Source organism: Butyrivibrio sp. NC3005 (assembly GCF_000424545.1).
Classification (GTDB): domain Bacteria; phylum Bacillota; class Clostridia; order Lachnospirales; family Lachnospiraceae; genus Butyrivibrio.
The window spans coordinates 38,496-54,923 of sequence record NZ_AUKC01000018.1 but is presented as its reverse complement, the minus strand read 5'-3'; the positions used below and the strand labels follow the sequence as shown (position 1 = coordinate 54,923).

Sequence of the window (16,428 nt, the reverse complement as noted above, 5' to 3'; positions counted from 1 at the left end):
AATAAACATTTTTATTCTTACGCAAATCTAGCCAACACTCCATTTACAAAAGATGAAGAACTATCCTGACCGTATTTCTTAGCAAGCTCAATAGCTTCGTTAATAGCTACACCAGTTGGAATATCATCATCGAAGCATATCTCAAATACAGCCAGACGAATGATTGTAAGTTCAACCTTAGCCATACGCGATGTATCCCATCCCTTAGCTTTCTCATTTATCATAGCATCAATTTCAGGAAGCTTTTCTGCAATTCTCTCATAACGCATTCTGACCTTCATAGAATCAGCCTCTGATAAACGATACTCATCTGAATTAATAAATAAATCATCAGATTCGCTATAGTCAACAGAAAAAAGTTCTTCCTGCTCAGCCATATCTGTCATAGGGTTAAATTCTACACGGAACAATAATTTAAATACTTGTTCTCTTTCTTCACTTCTTCTCATTCTTCTTTTATCTTCTCTTTCTTTTCAATGTACAATGAAACTGTTACCGTCGTTACTATTATGAAAAATCAATTGTTTGGCATTGTTATGCCAGCAATTCGAACATTAACATCTGTAACATCAAGACCTGTCATGTTCTCTATTGTATTCTTTACTCGTGTCTGAACTTTCTGACTTGTTGCAGGAATGTTATATCCATATCCCATAAGCAATGAAAGCTCAATTCCTACCTGTTTTCCATTAAGCTGTACCTTAACACCTTTTGCAAGACGTTTATAACCAGCCTTTTCTAAAACTTCACTTGTAACATTACCAGCCATAGCAGAAACTCCATCAATTTCCATCGCTGCCAATGCACCAATCATACCAATAACATCATTAGCTATTTTTACACTTCCGATTTCAGCATTATCTCTTAAAGCAAAAGAGCTGTTATCTTTTGTATTCTCCATAACAATTCTCCTTATTATCCAAAATATAATAATAGACAAAAATTACAATTTCTTCATAATTATATCTTTTTTTATGAATTTTGCATAGTACCACTTGTTACTGTTTATATAAGGTCTTTTATTTTTTTACAGCTCTTGTAAAAACAAGACAATTATTATCTTTCAAATCAATGTAACAAATTTTGACATTGTCCTCGCCATTTTTTCGATATATATTGCAATTCTTAGAAAGTCTGTCCAGTAACTGCTGTTTAATTGCATCATTACTATACTTTATCTGTACTGATTCTTCTTTGCGTTCGCGAAAATCTTCAAACTCCTTATAAAGATTATTCAAATTAACAGAAGAACAAATTTTGTTTTCTCTTGAAAAATAATCCTGCAAACTGTCTGCAATAGGGTAATCTGAAATATTATCTCTTACATGAGTTTTAAATATAGTCTTATCATCCATACATAGATATGAATACAGAATCAGTGACAAGTCTCCCATATTAGCCACTATTTTATTTTCACAATCCCCCCATGTTGTATCCATATGATACCAGTTGTTATCTATTTTGACCATATTCCAGGCATGTGGTATAATCTTCTGTTTGTCAGAAAGGCTGCTAGCCTTACCCGTCACTGTAATCGCCTCAATTCCTAGTCTTTGAAGAATGTATTGAGTTGTTTTGGCATAACCAAGGCAAACACTCTTATTATACAAAAGAACTGATAAAATATTCTGATTTTCTTTGGAATCAGATTCATACTTTGTATTACCTATTACACATTCATAAACATATTTTACTTTTTCATAATCAGTATCAAAGTTTGGCATGTTTTTTAATATTGATGAAACTTTATCCTCAGCTTTTACTGATAAATCATGTATCTGCTTATTCGAAAGAATAATGTCATCAGAATATTCTATCGCCTTTATCTTACCTTTAAGCGAATACTTAGTACTAGATGTCCATCCAGAAACATAAAATATTTCCGGATGATCCAATAATACTTTTTTCCTTATATCAGATATTTCATCAATATCTGTACTTGATACATAAATTTTTTTTGCACGCTTTTGCATTATATAATAAATCTCAGCATACAGTTTCTGTTTTCTTTTATCCAATGAATTAAAATAATAATAAGCCTTTTGAGAATTACAGATTTCTGATATCTTTGCATCAGTAAGACCTATTTTTTCTCTTTTTAATTTTTCTTTATTTGTCGGATACGAAACAACGCTTGTATGCACAGCTCGAATAACCAAAAATGGATTTTCAGGATTATAAGTTCCCAAAATTCCTTCTGAAGGTAGCGTATATTTATGTACCAGAATCACACCTATAAGCAAGACAACAAGAACAGAATAATTCCAAATGCTAAAATCTATTCTTTTATCTTTATCATTATCATTATTCAGCATCTTCCGCCCTTCTTATGTATGTTTTTTAACTATAATTCAGGTAGCAAACTGGTCTAGGACATAACCTTTTTAAACAACCAATTTGCACAGTTTTTTGAACGAAATGACAAAACTTAAAAGAGTCTTGTTTTCAATTTGAAAATTAAGAATTCTTGCGGAATTCAGAAAGCTCAAGACCCGGATTTCTCTTAATTGTCATATCAACACTCCATTCATTGATAAACAAAAGAAGAGGACGATCGTTCATATCCTTGATTTTCTTCATATCAGATGTTCCAACAAGATTTGTCATATCCACATCTGAATCTACCCATCTTATATATTCATATGGGAGGTTTTCGAGTATGATATCAACATTATACTCGTTTTTAAGTCTGAATTTCAAAACATCAAACTGAAGAACGCCAACAACACCAACAATTATTTCTTCAAGTCCTGTGTTAAATTCCTGGAAAATCTGAATAGCACCTTCCTGAGCAATCTGACGAATACCTTTAACAAACTGTTTTCTCTTCATGGTATCAACCTGACGAACTCTTGCAAAATGTTCAGGAGCAAATGTTGGAATTCCTTCATAACAAACTGTATCTTTTGGCATGCATACAGTATCACCAATAGAGAAAATACCTGGGTCAAACACACCCATAATATCTCCAGCATAGGCCTCAGATAGAATTTTTCTCTCATCTGCCATAAGCTGCTGTGGCTGTGATAGCCTGAAAGTTCTACCACTTTGAACATGTTTAACTTCTTTATCTGCGTCATATCTTCCAGAACAAATACGCATAAATGCAACTCTATCTCTATGTTTGCTATTCATATTAGCCTGAATTTTAAATACAAACGCAGAAAAATCATGTTCTACAGGATCTATAACTTCATCATTTGAAATTCTTCCTGTTGGAAGAGTAGCCATCTGCAAGAAATGATGAAGAAAAATTTCAATACCAAAATTCTGAAGAGCCGAACCAAAGAATACAGGTGTAAGTTCACCTCGACGAACAGCATCAAGATCAAATTCAGCACCTGCCCCATCAAGGAGCTCAATTTCTCCCTTGAGCTTTTCAAGTGCTTCTTCACCAATTATCTCATCAAGCTCAGCCTGATTATCCATTTTGATATAGTTTTCTTCACCTTCTTTAGTTCCTTTTTCTGTACCAGAGAAAGTTACTATATCATTTTCTTTTCTTTCATAAATTCCCTTGAAATTATGTCCAGAACCAATAGGCCAGTTAATCGGACATGTTTCAATTCCGAGATTATCTTCAATATCCTGCATCAGCTCGAATGTATCCATAGCATCTCGGTCCAGCTTATTAATAAACGTAAAAATTGGAATATGACGCATTGTACATACTTTGAAAAGCTTTTTTGTCTGGGCCTCTACTCCCTTGCTGGCATCAATAACCATTACTGCAGAATCTGCAGCCATAAGTGTACGATATGTATCCTCTGAGAAATCTTGGTGTCCAGGTGTATCAAGAATATTGATACAATGATCTTCAAAATTAAACTGAAGCGCAGAAGATGTTACTGAAATACCTCTTTCTTTCTCAATTTCCATCCAGTCAGAAACAGCATGTTTAGCAGTAGCCTTACCTTTTACTGAGCCTGCCTGATTAATAACTCCTCCATAAAGAAGGAATTTCTCTGTAAGTGTAGTCTTACCGGCATCAGGATGGGAAATAATGGCAAATGTACGACGTTTAGATATTTCTTCTGCAATTTTCTTATCACTCATAAATCTTTAATCCTCATGTATATTTTTTAATATTTCATTACATCAATACAAGGCCGGCATGTAAATATCACGCCGACCCTGTTGCATTCTTAGTTTATGCACATAAATTATTCTTATACGCATAAACTACTATCTATTCGACATTGATTAGATCTGTGCGACATCCTTCATAGAGAAGCTTATTCTTCCCATACGATCCTTGCCCATGCAGACAACTGTTACTTCATCACCAATCTTCAAAACGTCTTCAACATGTTCAACTCTCTCTTTAGCAATCTTTGAGATATGAATCATGCCTTCTTTACCAGGTGCAAATTCAACAAATGCTCCAAATTCCTTAATACTTACAACTGTTCCAGTGAAAATTTGTCCTTTCTGAAACTCTGTTGTAATAATCTCGATCATTTCCTTAGCCTTGTTGATCATTTTCTTATCTTCTCCACAGATAGAAATTTTTCCATCATCTGTGATATCTATTTTAACTCCGGTACGAGCAATGATTTCATTGATAGTCTTTCCTCTTTGTCCAACTACATCACCAATCTTTTCTGCCGGAATTTCCATAGAATCAATCTTTGGAGCATATTCACTAACTTCTTTACGAGGTTCAGCGATTGCATCATGCATTACACCATTCATGATGAATTCACGAGCATCTTTACATCTTGCAATAGCACCTTCAACAATAGCTCTTGTAAGACCATGAATCTTAATATCCATCTGGATAGCTGTAATACCCTTATGAGTACCTGTTACCTTGAAGTCCATATCTCCGAAGAAATCTTCAAGACCCTGAATATCAGTAAGAAGAACAAAATCTTCATCCTCATCACCAGTTACGAGACCACAGCTAATACCAGCAACTGGAGATTTGATAGGTACACCTGCAGCCATAAGTGCCATACAGCTTGCACATGTGGATGCCATAGATGTTGAACCATTACTCTCAAATGTTTCAGATACAGCACGAATTGCATAAGGGAACTCCTCTGGTGTAGGAAGTACTGGAAGAAGCGCTCTTTCAGCAAGTGCTCCATGACCAATTTCACGACGTCCAGGTCCTCTAGAAACCTTTGTTTCACCTACAGAGTATGCTGGGAAGTTGTACTGGTGCATATATCTTTTTGTTGTAACATTAACATCAAGTCCTTCAACTTTCTGAGCTTCAGAAAGAGGTGCAAGTGTTACTACGTCACAAATCTGTGTCTGTCCTCGAGTAAACATAGCACTACCATGTACTCTTGGAATAAGATCAATTTCAGCAGACAACGGTCTAATCTGAGTAATCTCACGACCATCTGGTCTCTTATGATCTTTAAGAATCATCTTACGGACTGTTTTCTTCTCATACTGATAAACAGCATCGCCAACAAATGAAAGCCACTCTTCATTCTCTGCAAAACGTGGATCTGCCTTAACTCTCTCTTCAACATCATCCATGTTCTTATCACGAACCATCTTATCATCTGTAAATACAAGTTCTTCCATTTCTTCTGGAGGAACAATTGTCTTAAGCGCTTCCATGATTTCAGCAGGAACTGCAGCAGAAACATACTCCTGCTTTGGCTTACCTATATCTGCAACGATCTCATTGATGAATTCAACAACCTTCTTATTAACAGCATCAGCTTCATAGATATAACGAAGCATATCAGCCTCAGGAATTTCCTTTGCTCCTGCTTCAATCATAATTACTTTCTGTGCTGTAGAAGCAACTGTAAGCTTCATATCGCCATTATCCCACTGCTCCTGTGAAGGGTTTATAATCATCTGTCCATCAACAAGACCAATCTGTGTAGCTGCACACGGACCATCCCAAGGAATATCGGAGATTGCTACTGCAACGGAAGAACCAATCATAGCAAGAAGCTCAGGTCTACATTCTGGATCAACCGCCATTACCATATTTTCAACTGTAACGTCATTTCTCATATCCTTAGGGAAAAGAGGACGCATTGGACGGTCAATCATACGATCTGTTAAAATTGCATTCTCTGAAGGCTTAGATTCTCTCTTATTAAAGCCGCCTGGGAATTTACCTATTGCATAAAACTTTTCATTGAACTCGATATTCAAAGGAAAGAAATCAACGCCATCACGAGGAGCCTTAGCCTCTGTTGCTGTGCAAAGAAGTGTAGTATCTCCATATTGGATAAATGCACAGCCATTTGCCTGTTTACCAACTTTGCCAATCTCAACTTTAAGTGTACGACCAGCCAGTTCCATTGAGTAAGTTTTTACCATTTTTTCTTATTCTCCTTTTCCTGCTCATCCGCATCACTCCTGTTTCAGAGGTACGTGTGCAGGTTTTCTTCACCTACGTAAAAAAAGGCGGATAACTGAACTATTGGCTTTCAGTCAACCCGCCTCTGCTGTACAGAAATTACTTTCTAAGACCAAGTTCCTGGATAAGCTTACGATATCTCTCAATATCCTTTGCCTTAAGGTATCCAAGAAGGTTACGTCTCTGACCAACCATCTTCAGAAGACCACGTCTTGAGTGGTGATCCTTAGGGTTCTTGTCAAGGTGTGCATTAAGCTCAGCAATTCTCTCTGTAAGAACAGCTACCTGAACTTCAGGTGAACCTGTATCGCCTGGCTTTGTTGCATACTTGTTGATAATCTCTGTCTTTTTCTCTTTAGAAATCATTATAATTCTCCTTTTTCTACGACACCTGCTACCGGGTTAAGGTCGGAAATCCATAACCAAGTAACGGTCAATGTATACTTCTTGTTGCATGAAATACTCATAACAACTAATTTACTGTATCATAAAAAATACTTTCTGTAAAGAAGTAATGTTTTAATCATATTGCGCTATTATTATGATCTTAAGTTAACATAGTAGCTGGAATCTCATATTCTTTTCCAGCTGCCAGATCTTTTTCCATTTGTTCTTTCAATTCATTTATATCAGCAAATTTCTTCTCTGGTCTTCTGAATTTAAGCAATGAAACAGAAACATCTTCATCATACACATCTTCTTTGAAGTCATATATAAAAGTTTCGATAACAATCTCACCTTTTGAATCAACAGTTGGTTTGCATCCAACGTTAGTCATTCCCTTATAGGTTTTATTGCCAATCTGAACTTTTGAAAAATACACTCCATTAGGTGGAAGAATCTTTTCTTTGTCAGGAACAATGTTGATTGTAGGAATACCAATTGTCCTTCCCAGAGCTCGACCATGCTTTACAACCCCACTGAATGTATACGGAAATCCCAGCAGAAAAGCTGCATTTTCCATATTTCCGTTTGTAATTTCTTCTCTAACATATGTTGAACTTATCTCACGGCCATTACATTCAACCTTTTTAATAAAGTGAGTTTCGAACCCAAGCTCATGTCCAAGTGACTGCAATAAATTCCAGTCACCCTTCCCTTTGTCACCAAAAGAAACATCAAGTCCTGCCACAACATACTTTGCATTCATCTGTTCAACCAGATATTTTCTAACAAATACATCAGCAGGAATAGCCGCTGTTTCTTTATTCATCGGAAATTCTACTAGAACATCTATTCCATTTTCAAGAAACCATTGTCTTTTTTCTTCTTTGGTCATTAGCCCAGGGACTGTTTCTCCAGCGAAAAAAGAAGCTGGAGAAGGATCAAATGTAAAAATTACTGTTTTTTTTCCTTTTTCTTTTTCTTTGTAAAGATCTTCTAAAAGTTTTCTGTGTCCTCTATGAATACCATCAAATTTCCCAATTGCAACTGCACTTGGTCCTTCGATAGAAAACTTTGTCATTTTTTCAATTATCTGCATTTTTCATGCTCTTTCATAAAAATATTTTTCTACTCGAAAACACTTAAGACGTGCATCATACTTATATATTCCAAAAAATACGCCATCTTCGTCATACACTCGTACTCGTGTTTTATCCTGATACATCTGTTCTTTGTCCATTTTATCCTGAGCATCATCAAGTTCAACGTCTGCAATATCAGAAAATCTAAATGGATTTCCATTTTCTATATACTTTCTTGAACTATTTTTCACATGAACACTATCTAAATCTCTAAAGAAAGTTTCAACTGGGACTATGATATCTGATAGTTTGTCTTCATCCCTGAATTTTTCTACCATATCAAGTGTTACCGCAGTTTCTAAGTGAAAACTACCAACTGTGGTTCTTGTAAGATGTGCCATTGCTCCACCGCAGCCAAGTCTTTGGCCTATATCATGACAAAGCGTTCTGATATAGGTTCCTTTGCTGCATCGAACTTCCATAGTAAATTCATGTTTATCTTTTAAATTGCTTGTATCTAAAACAGATATAGAATCAATATGTATTTTTCTAGATTTTCTTTCTACTTCTATGCCCTGCCTTGCAAGCTCATACAACTTCTTTCCGTTTACTTTAAGCGCCGAATACATGGGAGGAATCTGATCATAGTCACCCACAAATGCATTTACTGCTTCCATAAGTTCATTAACTTCAGGAATATTATCTACTGTTTCTCTTAGTATTGTTCCTGTCATATCTTGTGTATCAGTTTCAACACCTAGTCTGCACACAGCTATATACTCTTTTGTATGATCTGTAAGTTCTTCGACAAGCCTTGTTCCATTTCCAAGGCATACTACAAGTACTCCTACCGCTTCCGGATCCAATGTCCCAGTATGACCAATTTTCTTCTGATGAAGAATTCCTCTTAGTCTACCAACAACGTCATTAGAAGTATAACCTGCTTCTTTATAGATATTTATTAAACCATTATAACGATTCATTAGTTTTCCTTAGCCATTATTACTGAAGAAGTACTGAAATAGTATCTACCAGTTCTTTTTTTATAGCGCATCCATCGCCCGTCATGGATATTCCAGCCGCACGTGCATGTCCGCCACCACCAAACTGCTGAGCAACTTTAGAAACATCAACTTTGCCATTGGATCTTAAAGAAATCTTATATTCGTTTTCTCCATCCTGATGAATAAATACAGAACAATCAACACCTTTTGTCAACTGAAGCTGACTAACAATTCCTTCAACGTCATTGTGGCTTGCGCCATATTCCTCAATCATTTGAATTGTCAAAAATGAAACAATAAGGTGTCCCTCGCAAAGTAATTCACTTTCAAGAAGAGCTCTTCCAAGGAGTAAATTCTGTTTATATGTTTTCTCAAAAAACACTCTGTCTATAAGTTCATCAAAAGCAAATCCATAACTAATAAGTTTAGAAGCAATTTGTAAGGTTTTGGGTGATGTATTGGAATATTTAAACACTCCTGTGTCACTTATCATTCCAGTATACAAAGTCATTGCTATCTCTTTATCAATTCTAGAAGGATCCATTAGTTCATAGGCAAGTTCACATGCGCTACTAGCCATAGGATAAATATACTTCCAATCGCCAATTCCAGGATTTGATTTGTGATGGTCGATATTTATTCTCTTTTTAGCATTATCATAATACTTTTCTGCACCAAGAGTACGATCTTTTCCAGTATCAAGAATCAAAAAAGCATCATATTGTTCAACATCGGTTACAAAATCATCTCGAATAGTCTCAACTCCTGGAATATAATTGTATACTTCAGGAATTTTCTCTAAAAAGACATCTATTCTTGCATTAGGATATATTTTTTTTAGATATAAATACATTCCCATGCAAGAACCAATACAATCTCCGTCAGGTCTAACATGTCCTGAGATTCCTATAGTTGATACTTCTCCAATTACTTCTTCTATCTTCATTTTTTTCCTTTTTATTTTTACGCCGAGACACCCTCGTGATACTTCATCTATGTTTCTTTAGAATTTACTGTATATTTATTAACTTGCAAAAAGTAACATCTAGACTCCATATATGAGTTCCAAAAAATCAATCCTCATTTTCGTCTTCGACTTCGTTTTCAGTATCTTCTTCGACCTCACCACGTGCTTTTCTAGCTGCATCATCCTTAGCAGTAACTTCATCAATCTTTTTGGACATATCAATAGCATATTCAATTGAATCGTCCATGATAAAACGAAGGCTCGGAGTATTCCTAAGATTAATCTCCCTTGCAAGAGTGCTTCTAATATAGCCTGTAGCACTTTTTAAACCTTCCATTGTTTTTTCTCTATCTTCATCGGAACCCATAACAGATACCCAGACTTTACATGTCTTAAGATCTGGAGCAACCTCTACTTCCATTACAGAAGTCATAGGACTGATTCGGGGATCTTTGCTATAACGAATTGCACTTGCAACAACGCGCATTACTTCGCCGTTAATTCTGTTATTCTTTATGCTGTTCTTCCTCATGTTCTGCCCCCTTACTGCATAATTTTTAATATTTTATATATCTTTCGATGTAAACTATAGCTTTCTCTGTATATAGAAAGATAAAACTCTACATACCTATCATTTTTAATAAATTCTGTTTTTAGATAATAAAAACCGCCCATAGGAATCCCCCTGGCCAGCGCCGGAGGGCATTCCTCCGGCGGTTTTTATACACTGCTGAAGGTGTATGCAATAAGAATCTGACTTAGTTTCTAGGCACCTCAACCATTACATATGCCTCAACCATATCGCCAACATTCATCTGATCAAAATCATCAAATACAAGACCACATTCATAGCCTTCTTTAACTTCCTTGACATCATCCTTAAATCTCTTCAAGGACTTAAGGTCACCTTCAAATACTTGCTCATCATTTCTATTGATACGTACTCTGCAACCTCTCTGCATCATACCATCTTTTACGAAACATCCGGCAATATTACCGATTGCTGATGCTTTGAAGATCTGACGAACTTCAGCATGACCAATTACTTTTTCCTCATATACTGGTGCAAGCATTCCCTTAAGAGCTGCTTCTACATCATCAATTGCCTGATAAATTACTTTGTAAAGCTTGATTTCTACACCCTCATGATCAGCCATTGATTTAGCTGTTGCATCAGGACGAACATCAAAGCCGATAATAATTGCATTACTTGCAGCTGCAAGTGTTACATCAGACTCATTAATTGCACCAACGCCGCCATGAATAATCTTAACAACCACTTCTTCATTAGAAAGCTTCATAAGACTTGCTTTCAAAGCTTCTACGCTACCCTGCACATCTGCTTTAAGAATAATATCAAGTTCTTTGAGTTTTCCTTCTTCAATCTTGGAATACAAATCATCAAGTGACATCTTAGCCTTTGTTTCCTCGATAAGATCCTTCTTATGCTGCTGAAGATATGTATCTGCATAATGCTTTGCATCTTTATCAGAACTATGAGCTACGATAACTTCACCTGCATTTGGAACATCTGACAAGCCAAGAATCTCAACAGGTGTTGAAGGGGTTGCTTCTTTAACGCGTCTTCCCTTATCATCTGACATCGCACGTACACGGCCATGGCTTGCACCAGCAGAAACGAAATCACCTACATGAAGTGTACCCTTTTGAACAAGTACATTGGCAACCGGTCCTCTTCCCTTGTCAAGCTTAGCCTCAAGAACAATACCTCTAGCCATACGGTTAGGATTTGCCTTAAGTTCAAGAATATCAGATGTAAGAATGATTGTCTCAAGAAGAGTATCAATTCCCTCTCCAGTCTTTGCAGAAACAGGTACAAATTCTGTTGTTCCGCCCCAATCTGTAGATATAAGACCGTACTCTGTAAGTTCCTGCTTAACTCTATCAATATTTGCACTTGGCTTATCAATCTTGTTTACAGCAACAATTATTTCTACGTTTGCAGCCTTAGCATGGTTAATAGCTTCAATAGTCTGAGGCATTACACCATCATCCGCAGCAACAACAAGTACTGCTATATCTGTAGAATTAGCGCCTCTCATACGCATTGCTGTGAAAGCTTCATGACCAGGTGTATCAAGGAATGTTACCTTCTTACCATCAACTGATATTGTATAAGCACCGATTCTCTGAGTAATACCGCCTGCTTCTCTTTCTGTTACAGATGTATCTCTAATCTTATCAAGCAGTGATGTTTTACCATGGTCTACATGACCCATTACGCAGACAACTGGTGGTCTAGAGCTAAGAGTTGTTGGATCTTCATCTTCTTCCTTGAGAAGTTCTTCGATAACATCAACTTCAACTTCCTTCTCACAAATAATATCGTAATCAATTGCGATATTTTCAGCTTCTTCATATGTCAAATCAGAGTTAACTGTAACAATCTGACCAGCCAAGAACAGCTTCTTAATAATTGCTGAAGGCTGCATCTTCATTTTATCTGCAAGGTCTCTAATTGTAAGATGTTCAGGAATAGTTATCACCTTAATCTGTTCTTCTGGTTCAACTTCCTTCTTAACTTCAGGTTTGATAAATCGACCAACACGCTTGCTACGTGGCATAAGTTCTTCATCTGCCTCATAGTCCTTCTTAGATCTCTTATCTTTATCAATTCTTCGATCGTTATGCTTGTTATTAACAGGTTTGTCACTTGGTGCTGGAGCTACAAAACTTGCAGCTGCATTTCCACGACCTCCCTGAGATCTACCAGAACCAAAATTCTTGCCATTACCGTTTTGGCCGCCTTTATTAAATGACTTGCCGCCACCTCTTCTACCATTTTGATTAGAGTTTTTATCAAAATGCTGATCTCTGTCCTTAGGAGGACGATTTGAACGGCGCTCCTCAGAATTCTGGCGACGTTCGCCATTATTTCTGTCTGAGTTTGCTCTGCCTTCTCTATTTCCGTTCCTTGAGCTGTTTTCAGCACGATTATTCTTTTCTTGACGGTGACCTTGTCCATTATTCTTCTGAGAAGAATTTGATTTCTCATTTCTATCTTGCTTACTCAAAACTGTTTCCTTCTTTGTTTCCTGTACAGGAGCTGTTTCAGCAGAAACATTCTCAATTTTCTTTGCAGGAACATTTTCTGCTTTCTTTGCCTGTGTATTTTCTGCCGGCGCTACTGCTGTGCGTGGCTTTGGTTCTTCAATCTTGCGAATATTAGATTCATATTCACGCTGTGAAGGTGCTGTCTTTGGTTTTATCGGATGATAAACTGCTGCAGCTGAGCTGAAACTATTATTTTTTCCACCCTTATTATTTCCACGGCCAGACGTCTTGTTCTTTCCTGCATGATCTGTAGCATTTCCAGACTCTTTAGAGGCGCCTCCGGAACTCTTAGACGCATTATTTTTGTGATTCTGTCCCTGAGAAGACGCACTATTTCCATCTTTCTGTCCAGTAACAATTATTATTTTCTTTTTCTTTTTAACTGGATTTCCCTGCTGAAGGTTATCCTTTTCCATTTTGATTTCTTCGTTATTATTCGTATTGACTTCCTTTACCGCTTTTTTCGCGGATTCTTTTGCTATTTCTTTGACAGTTTCTTTATTATTTGAATTACCACTTAGGTTTTTTCCAAAATGTTTTCTGATTTTATCAGCTTCTGCATCATCGACAGAACTAGTAGATCGCTTCGCCGAATCAACACCTTGTTCCTGCAGATAGCTTAATACTTCTTTTCCATCTACGCTAAGCTCTTTCGCAAGTTCAGATATTTTTATTTTCGCCATTCAAATCTCCTCCGTCCTGCCATTTCTGCAATTTTTCCCGGAAAGCTTTTGCAAAACCATTATCGCAAACCGCAAGGCTAGTACGCTCTGATTTTCCAATCGCACGTCCGAGATTTTCTTTATCTCCAAATACTACATAAGGAACTTTATAATAATCACATTTATTCTTAAAATCATTAGTAGTATTTTCTGAAGCGTCCTGGCTTATGATGACAAGCTTTGCTTTTCCAGAAGTAATACTCTGCTGCGTTCCGACTTCTCCGGAAGACAGTTTACCAGCTTTCATGCAAAGACCAAGAAAAGAATACAAAGACATTAAATTTTTATCATTCACTTTCATCAAACTCCTTCTCTAGTGATTCATAGATTTCTTCACTGATACTTTGTTTAAAAGAACGTTCAAGTGCTTTATTCTTTCTGGCTTTCCTAAGGCACTCTATTTTTTTGCACAAATATGCGCCCCTTCCATTCTGGCGTCCTCCACGATCGAGTACAATTTCACCATCTGGTGTCTTTATTACTCTCATCAGTTCATTTTTATTTTTCATTTCGCCGCAACCGATACATTGCCTCATTGGAATCTTCTTAGCCATTCATACTCCTTAAAGCTTTTATTTTTGAAAGGATATTCAATCAGAATAACCTTATATAAAATTACTCATCAAGCATATCGTCATCGAGAAGTTCGATTGTATCATCTACAACTTCATTTGCTTCAAGAGGAGCATCATTTGTTTCGTTTGTTTCAGTCTCCTCCTCGAAATCTTCTTCGTCGTCAAGGTAGTCCTCATAACGGAAGCCTGGAGCATCCTTTGCCTGTGTCTCAGACTTGATATCAATCTTATATCCTGTAAGTCTTGCTGCCAGTCTGGCATTCTGACCTTCCTTACCAATAGCAAGTGAAAGCTGGTAATCTGGAACTACTACCTTTGCTGTCTTTTCATCTGGATCAGCAAATACTGCAACAATTTTTGCAGGGCTAAGAGCATTCTGTATAAGGTTTCCAGGATTTTCATCCCAATTGATTACATCAATCTTCTCCCCATTAAGTTCTTCAACAATAAGATTTACTCTTGCTCCGTTTACACCAACGCATGCACCAACCGCATCTACGTTAGGATTATTGGACGATACCGCAATTTTGGTACGGCTTCCGGCTTCTCTTGCGATTGCTCTGATTTCTACAACTCCATCACGAATTTCTGTAACTTCCTGCTCGAACAAACGCTTAACAAGATCTGGATGTGTTCTTGAAACAAGGATACGCGGACCTTTATTTCCATTCTTTACTTCCAGAATATATACCTTAATTCTGTCTGTCGGTCTATATGTCTCTTCCTTAACTTGTTCGCTCTCATTAAGAATTGCATCTGCTTTTCCAAGATTGATGCTGATGTTACGTCCAATATAACGCTGAACAACACCTGTTACGATGTCATGTTCTTTCTCATAATATTCTTTGCATACAGCATCTCGTTCCTCTTCACGAATTTTCTGAAGAATTACATTCTTTGCATTCTGAGTTGCAATTCTTCCAAAGCTCTTTGAATTAAGCGGAACATTTACGATGTCGTCAACCATGAGTTTTCTGTCAATCTTGCGAGCCTCATCAAGAGAAATCTCAAGCATCGGATCCATTACATCATCTTCAGTCTCAACAATTGTCTTCTGAGCATATACATGGAAGTCGCAGGTTATTCTATCAACCTCAACTTTTACATTCTCTGCTTTTCCAAAGTTGTTCTTGCATGCAGTTACAAGAGAATTCTCAATAGCATCAAAGAGTGTTTCTTTGCTGATATTCTTCTCTTTTTCCAATGCATCAAGTGCTTCCTTTAGTTCTTTGCTCATCACTTTTCCTTTCCTGCGCTAACTGGCGCACGTGCAATCATATATCAAAAATCCAGTGCCAGTCTGACTACAGACAATTCCTTGCGCTGAAAAATTTTATCTTCTCCATTTATATCTACTGTAATTGTATCTTTGTCAAAAGCTTTCAAAATTCCTGAAAACTCTTTAACACCATCTATTGGCTGGAAAGTCTTCAAATCAATTTCCATACCAATACTGTGCTGGAAATGACGATCTTTTTTTAGAGTTCGACCAAGTCCAGGGCTACTAACTTCCAATGTATATGCCTCTTCAATGAAGTCTTCTTTATCAAGTTCATCAGATAAAGCACGACTTACATCAACACAGGTATTGATATCAACACCACCTTCTCTGTCAATATATGCGCGAAGATACCATTCTCCAGCTTCTTTGACAAATTCAACATCGTAAATCTCAACACCAATTTGCTCTGCAATTGGAGCAAGCATTTCTTCTGTTTTACGTTCAATGTTTTCTTTTCTTGACACTTTTAATTCTCCTGTTCAATTAACACGTTGCTACCTAAAAAACAAAGGTAGCGTCTTTGCATTGCCGCATCTAAAAGAATGCATTTAACAAAAATGTGCGTTTAACAAACATCAAGCAATCAAGCAACTTAATAATTACATCAAAAAAGTGGACTCGCGAAAGTCCACTTCAAAAACTACTATTACACTAAAAACATAGCACATTTAAATAGAAATGTCAAATCCTACCAAAATGACAACAAGCAAAATAGCTCGTACGGGAATCGAACCCATGATTCTGCCGTGAGAGGGCAGCGTCTTAGCCTCTTGACCAACGAGCCATATGCTTTATCAAATAACTGTTTCTAAGTAGCTCGTACGGGAATCGAACCCATGATTCTGCCGTGAGAGGGCAGCGTCTTAGCCTCTTGACCAACGAGCCATAGCTTTATCAAATAACTGTTTCTAAGTAGCTCGTACGGGAATCGAACCCATGATTCTGCCGTGAGAGGGCAGCGTCTTAGCCTCTTGACCAACGAGCCATATTTCGTGCC

15 protein-coding genes and 3 tRNA genes are annotated in these 16,428 nt (G+C 36.9%); all 18 read right to left on the bottom strand.

Going from position 1 to position 16,428, the window contains the following annotated elements; translation table 11 throughout:
* Window positions 1-17 precede the first annotated feature (17 nt).
* A complete protein-coding gene (gene nusB, locus G634_RS0106660; RefSeq protein WP_026504635.1) occupies window positions 18-449 on the bottom strand; it encodes a transcription antitermination factor NusB in 432 nt (143 codons plus the stop codon).
* Window positions 450-517: 68 nt separating this feature from the next.
* Window positions 518-901 carry an Asp23/Gls24 family envelope stress response protein gene (locus tag G634_RS0106655; protein ID WP_026504634.1) on the bottom strand — a complete coding sequence of 128 codons (384 nt, stop codon included), beginning with the start codon at window positions 899-901 and terminating at the stop codon, window positions 518-520.
* A 118-nt stretch (window positions 902-1,019) separates the two neighbouring features.
* The gene (locus tag G634_RS18285) at window positions 1,020-2,315 is read right to left on the bottom strand and encodes a transglutaminase domain-containing protein (RefSeq protein ID WP_026504633.1); all 1,296 of its coding nucleotides are present in this window, start codon (window positions 2,313-2,315) and stop codon (window positions 1,020-1,022) included.
* A gap of 142 nt (window positions 2,316-2,457) precedes the next feature.
* Window positions 2,458-4,056: a peptide chain release factor 3 gene (locus G634_RS0106645; protein ID WP_026504632.1), complete on the bottom strand. Its 1,599-nt coding sequence runs from the start codon at window positions 4,054-4,056 to the stop codon at window positions 2,458-2,460.
* Window positions 4,057-4,203: 147 nt separating this feature from the next.
* Window positions 4,204-6,300, bottom strand: a complete 2,097-nt coding sequence (locus G634_RS0106640) for a polyribonucleotide nucleotidyltransferase (RefSeq protein WP_026504631.1) — start codon at window positions 6,298-6,300, stop codon at window positions 4,204-4,206.
* A gap of 139 nt (window positions 6,301-6,439) precedes the next feature.
* On the bottom strand, window positions 6,440-6,706 hold the full coding sequence (rpsO, locus tag G634_RS0106635; RefSeq protein ID WP_035799205.1) for a 30S ribosomal protein S15: 267 nt from the start codon (window positions 6,704-6,706) through the stop codon (window positions 6,440-6,442).
* A 181-nt stretch (window positions 6,707-6,887) separates the two neighbouring features.
* Window positions 6,888-7,823, bottom strand: a complete 936-nt coding sequence (locus G634_RS0106630) for a bifunctional riboflavin kinase/FAD synthetase (RefSeq protein WP_026504629.1) — start codon at window positions 7,821-7,823, stop codon at window positions 6,888-6,890.
* 3 nt (window positions 7,824-7,826) lie between these two features.
* Window positions 7,827-8,789, bottom strand: a complete 963-nt coding sequence (gene truB / locus G634_RS0106625) for a tRNA pseudouridine(55) synthase TruB (RefSeq protein WP_026504628.1) — start codon at window positions 8,787-8,789, stop codon at window positions 7,827-7,829.
* A 19-nt stretch (window positions 8,790-8,808) separates the two neighbouring features.
* Entirely contained in the window at window positions 8,809-9,756 is a 948-nt protein-coding gene (locus G634_RS0106620; protein ID WP_026504627.1) for a DHH family phosphoesterase, read from the bottom strand.
* Window positions 9,757-9,883: 127 nt separating this feature from the next.
* Window positions 9,884-10,309 carry a 30S ribosome-binding factor RbfA gene (gene rbfA / locus G634_RS0106615; RefSeq protein WP_026504626.1) on the bottom strand — a complete coding sequence of 142 codons (426 nt, stop codon included), beginning with the start codon at window positions 10,307-10,309 and terminating at the stop codon, window positions 9,884-9,886.
* Window positions 10,310-10,535: 226 nt separating this feature from the next.
* The gene (gene infB / locus G634_RS0106605) at window positions 10,536-13,535 is read right to left on the bottom strand and encodes a translation initiation factor IF-2 (protein ID WP_081676526.1); all 3,000 of its coding nucleotides are present in this window, start codon (window positions 13,533-13,535) and stop codon (window positions 10,536-10,538) included.
* On the bottom strand, window positions 13,513-13,869 hold the full coding sequence (locus G634_RS0106600; protein WP_305803619.1) for a ribosomal L7Ae/L30e/S12e/Gadd45 family protein: 357 nt from the start codon (window positions 13,867-13,869) through the stop codon (window positions 13,513-13,515). The genes infB and G634_RS0106600 overlap by 23 nt, the downstream gene beginning before the upstream one ends.
* Complete coding sequence (rnpM, locus tag G634_RS0106595) at window positions 13,862-14,128, bottom strand: RNase P modulator RnpM (protein WP_026504623.1); 267 nt, start codon at window positions 14,126-14,128, stop codon at window positions 13,862-13,864. Before rnpM ends, G634_RS0106600 begins: the two co-directional genes overlap by 8 nt.
* Window positions 14,129-14,189: 61 nt before the next feature.
* Window positions 14,190-15,386, bottom strand: a complete 1,197-nt coding sequence (gene nusA, locus G634_RS0106590) for a transcription termination factor NusA (protein ID WP_026504622.1) — start codon at window positions 15,384-15,386, stop codon at window positions 14,190-14,192.
* 44 nt (window positions 15,387-15,430) lie between these two features.
* The gene (rimP, locus tag G634_RS0106585) at window positions 15,431-15,895 is read right to left on the bottom strand and encodes a ribosome maturation factor RimP (RefSeq protein WP_026504621.1); all 465 of its coding nucleotides are present in this window, start codon (window positions 15,893-15,895) and stop codon (window positions 15,431-15,433) included.
* A gap of 248 nt (window positions 15,896-16,143) precedes the next feature.
* Window positions 16,144-16,215 (bottom strand) — tRNA-Glu (locus tag G634_RS0106580).
* A 29-nt stretch (window positions 16,216-16,244) separates the two neighbouring features.
* A tRNA-Glu gene (locus G634_RS0106575) sits at window positions 16,245-16,316 on the bottom strand.
* Between the two features lie 28 nt (window positions 16,317-16,344).
* Window positions 16,345-16,416, bottom strand: a tRNA-Glu gene (locus G634_RS0106570).
* Between the last annotated feature and the right edge of the window lie 12 nt (window positions 16,417-16,428).

Bases quoted from the DNA above. Each gene is read 5' to 3' on its own strand.
- nusB (WP_026504635.1), bottom strand. From the start codon at position 449: ATGAGAAGAAGTGAAGAAAGAGAACAAGTATTTAAATTATTGTTCCGT.
- G634_RS0106655 (WP_026504634.1), bottom strand. From the start codon at position 901: ATGGAGAATACAAAAGATAACAGCTCTTTTGCTTTAAGAGATAATGCT.
- G634_RS18285 (WP_026504633.1), bottom strand. From the start codon at position 2,315: ATGCTGAATAATGATAATGATAAAGATAAAAGAATAGATTTTAGCATT.
- G634_RS0106645 (WP_026504632.1), bottom strand. From the start codon at position 4,056: ATGAGTGATAAGAAAATTGCAGAAGAAATATCTAAACGTCGTACATTT.
- G634_RS0106640 (WP_026504631.1), bottom strand. From the start codon at position 6,300: ATGGTAAAAACTTACTCAATGGAACTGGCTGGTCGTACACTTAAAGTT.
- rpsO (WP_035799205.1), bottom strand. From the start codon at position 6,706: ATGATTTCTAAAGAGAAAAAGACAGAGATTATCAACAAGTATGCAACA.
- G634_RS0106630 (WP_026504629.1), bottom strand. From the start codon at position 7,823: ATGCAGATAATTGAAAAAATGACAAAGTTTTCTATCGAAGGACCAAGT.
- truB (WP_026504628.1), bottom strand. From the start codon at position 8,789: ATGAATCGTTATAATGGTTTAATAAATATCTATAAAGAAGCAGGTTAT.
- G634_RS0106620 (WP_026504627.1), bottom strand. From the start codon at position 9,756: ATGAAGATAGAAGAAGTAATTGGAGAAGTATCAACTATAGGAATCTCA.
- rbfA (WP_026504626.1), bottom strand. From the start codon at position 10,309: ATGAGGAAGAACAGCATAAAGAATAACAGAATTAACGGCGAAGTAATG.
- infB (WP_081676526.1), bottom strand. From the start codon at position 13,535: ATGGCGAAAATAAAAATATCTGAACTTGCGAAAGAGCTTAGCGTAGAT.
- rnpM (WP_026504623.1), bottom strand. From the start codon at position 14,128: ATGGCTAAGAAGATTCCAATGAGGCAATGTATCGGTTGCGGCGAAATG.
- nusA (WP_026504622.1), bottom strand. From the start codon at position 15,386: ATGAGCAAAGAACTAAAGGAAGCACTTGATGCATTGGAAAAAGAGAAG.